General features: G+C 69.2%; 3 protein-coding genes and 1 pseudogene. All 4 read left to right on the forward strand.

Going from position 1 to position 3,375, the window contains the following annotated elements:
- Nucleotides 1–355: pseudogene (locus LQV45_RS21880) on the forward strand (cytosine deaminase); the annotation flags it as partial.
- A 7-nt stretch (nt 356–362) separates the two neighbouring features.
- Nucleotides 363–1,142 (forward strand): ABC transporter ATP-binding protein, encoded by a 780-nt coding sequence (locus LQV45_RS21885; protein ID WP_138178252.1) that lies wholly within the window; start codon nt 363–365, stop codon nt 1,140–1,142.
- Nucleotides 1,139–2,035 (forward strand): ABC transporter permease, encoded by an 897-nt coding sequence (locus tag LQV45_RS21890; protein WP_230008800.1) that lies wholly within the window; start codon nt 1,139–1,141, stop codon nt 2,033–2,035. Before LQV45_RS21885 ends, LQV45_RS21890 begins: the two co-directional genes overlap by 4 nt.
- Before the next feature lie 149 nt (nt 2,036–2,184).
- Complete coding sequence (locus LQV45_RS21895; protein ID WP_230008801.1) at nt 2,185–3,363, forward strand: ABC transporter substrate-binding protein; 1,179 nt, start codon at nt 2,185–2,187, stop codon at nt 3,361–3,363.
- The last annotated feature ends 12 nt before the right edge of the window (nt 3,364–3,375 follow it).

A 3,375-nucleotide genomic window follows, 5' to 3' on the forward strand; every position in this document is an offset into this window, starting at 1 on the left:
GTTCAACCCCGTCGGCCGCTGCGACCACCTCGAGACCGCCTCGTTGCTGGTCGCCGCCGGGCACCTCGCCCCCGAAGACGCCGTCGAAGCCGTCACCACCGGTGCCCGCGACGTGATGAACCTGCCCCTCGCCGGCCCGATCCCCGGCGCCCGCGCCGACCTCGTCGCCGTCCGCGCCGACTCGCTCGGTGAGGCCGTCGCTTTCGCCTCCGCCGACCGCGTCGTCCTCCACCGCGGACGCGTCGTCGCCCGCACCACCGTCTCCACCCGCATCGCCGCTCCCACCGCCACACCCGCACCGACCGCCGACGCATCCGCACCGGCACTCCCGACCCTCGTCTCGACCGGAAAGTGAGCGTTCCGTGACCCTCGCCTCCCCCTCCCCGGCAGCCACGCTCGCGGGCCCCTCCGCGCCGCTGCTGGATTTCCGGAACGTCGCCATGACGTTCCCCAACGGCACCACCGCCCTCTCCGGAGTCGACCTCGTCGTCCAGCGCGGCGAGTTCGTCAGCGTCGTCGGCCCCTCGGGCTGCGGAAAGTCGACCCTGCTGCGCATCGCCTCCGGCCTCGAGTCGGCCAGCGAAGGCACGGCGACGGTCAACACGGACCGCATCGGCTACGTCTTCCAGGACGCCACGCTCCTGCCCTGGCGCGACGTGCAGTCGAACGTCGAGCTGCTCGCCGAGCTGAACTGGCAGCCCAAGCGGGTGCGCACGCCCAAGGCGCAGTGGGCCATCGACCTCGTGGGCCTGAAGGGCTTCGAGAAGCACCTGCCCAAGCAGATGTCGGGCGGCATGAAGATGCGCGCGTCACTCGCCCGCTCGCTGACGCTCGACCCCGAACTGTTCCTCTTCGACGAACCGTTCGGTGCGCTCGACGAGATCACGCGCGAACGCCTGAACGACGAGCTGCTGAAGATCTTCGTCGCGCAGAAGTTCGGCGGCCTCTTCATCACCCACTCGGTGTCCGAAGCGGTCTACCTCTCCACCAAGGTCGTCGTGATGTCGGGTCGCCCCGGTCACCTCGTCGACACCTTCGAGGTCCCCTTCGACATGCCTCGCGACCCCGAGATCCGCTACACGGGCGAGTTCGCCAAGCTCGTCGGCGAGGTCTCCCACGCCCTCCGGGAAGGACACTCATGAGCACCACCTCTGCAGAGCCGGTCGTCTCCGAGACGTCCGAGCCCACGGCATCCACCCCCATCCCGCCCATCGACGCGGCCCCGAAGGCTCCGCCCCGCGGTCGCGGCCCCGTCGCCCGCGCGCTGCTGCTCGCGGGACCGCCGCTCGGCGTCCTGGCCGTCCTCGTGGGCGCCTGGTACGTCGTCTCGGGCGTCCTCACGGCGACCGGCAAGGGCTTCCTCCTGCCGATGCCGCACGAGATGTTCACGAAGGGCTTCTTCGACCCGCAGGTCAGCGTCGACATCTGGACCGCGCTGTTCCGCACCACGGGCGTCGCCCTCACGGGCCTCGCGATCGCCATGGTCATCGGCGTCGGCTGCGCCATCGCGATGTCGCTGGCGCGCTGGGTCGAGCGCAGCACCTACGCCTACGCGGTGATCCTGCAGTGCATCCCGATCCTGGCGCTCGTGCCCCTCGTGGGTTTCTGGTTCGGCTATGAGTTCCTCGCCCGCGTCATCGTGTGCGTCCTGATCGCGCTGTTCCCCATGGTCTCGAACACCCTGTTCGGTCTGCAGTCGGTCGACAAGTCGCAGCGGGAGCTCTTCCGCCTGCAGAAGGCCAACAAGTGGACGGTCCTGACCAAGCTCACCCTCCCCGCCGCGCTCCCCTCGATCTTCGTCGGCATGCGCACCTCGGCCGGACTCTCGGTCATCGGCGCGATCGTCGGCGACTACTTCTTCCGCCGCGGTGAGCCGGGCATCGGCTCGCTCATCTCCAACTACCAGTCGCGTCTGCAGAGCGCCGAGCTGTTCGCCTCGATCCTCGCGGCGTGCCTCCTCGGCGTGGCGATCTTCGCCTTCTTCGGCTGGCTGTCCAAGGTCGCCGTCGGCCGCTGGTACGAAGCCGCCCGCTGACGCCGGCCCCGCTCCCTCACCCCGCTCCACACCCAGACACCGGATGCCACGGCATCGCGCCCTCGGGCGTGCCCGCGGCCGTGGCATCCGACCCCTTCTGCACCACCTCCGCACCCGAGAGCTCCACCCGTCACAGAAAGCGAAACAGCATGAAGCGCAGCACCCTCGTTCGCGGCACCGCCGTCACCGGCGCGTTCGCGATGGCCCTCACGCTCACCTCGTGCGCCGGCAGCGCCGCGGAATCGGCGCCGAGCAGCTCCGACCTCACCATCGGCGCGGTCGACCTGTCGGCCGACTGCCCCGCGACGATCGTCGTCCAGACCGACTGGAACCCGGAGGCCGAGCACGGCCACCTGTACGAGATGATCAAGGACGACTACACGATCGACGCCAACACCAAGGCGGTCACCGGCCCGCTCATGGCCGACGGCGAGTACACCGGCGTGAACCTCGAGATCCGCGCCGGCGGTCCCGCGATCGGCTTCCAGACCGTCTCGGCCCAGATGTACCAGGACGACAAGATCACCCTCGGCTACGTCAGCACCGACGAGGCGATCCAGCTCTCGGGCACCACCCCCACCAAGGCCGTCATGGCGCCGCTCGACATCAGCCCGACCATGGTGATGTGGGACCCGGCGACCTACCCCGACGTCCAGACCATCCAGGACGTCAAGCCCGCCCTCGAGGGCAACGGCGGCGTGTGGCGCTACTTCGACGGCTCGGCCTACATCGAGTACCTCAAGAGCGCCGGACTCGCGAGCCCCGCGATCCTCGACGGCTCGTACGACGGCACCCCGTCCAACTTCGTCGCCGCCGGCGGCAAGGACATGCAGCAGGGCTTCGCCTCGGCGGAGCCGTTCGTCTACCAGAACGAGGTCTCGGCCTGGGGCAAGCCCGTGAAGTTCGCCCTCATCCACGACTCGGGATGGCAGACCTACCAGTCGTCGATGTCGGTGAAGGCCGCGGACTTCGACACGCTGAGCCCCTGCCTCACCAAGCTCGTCCCCGTCCTGCAGAAGGCCGGCGTCGCGTACTACGAGGACCCCAAGGCGACGAACGACCTCATCCTGAAGCTCGTCGAGGAGTACGACACGGGCTGGACCTACACGCAGGGCGTGGCGGACTACTCGGTCAAGACGCAGGTCGACCTCGGCCTCGTCGGCGACGGACCCGACTCCACCTACGGCAACTTCGACGACGCCCGCTTCGAGGACTTCTTCACCAAGGCCAGCAAGGTCTACACCGACCTCGGCACCCCGCCGGCGGCCGGGTACACCCCCGCCGACCTGTACACGAACGAGTTCATCGACACCTCGATCTCGTTCTGACCGTGACGGCCC

The organism is Microbacterium sp. Bi128 (genome assembly GCF_918698205.1).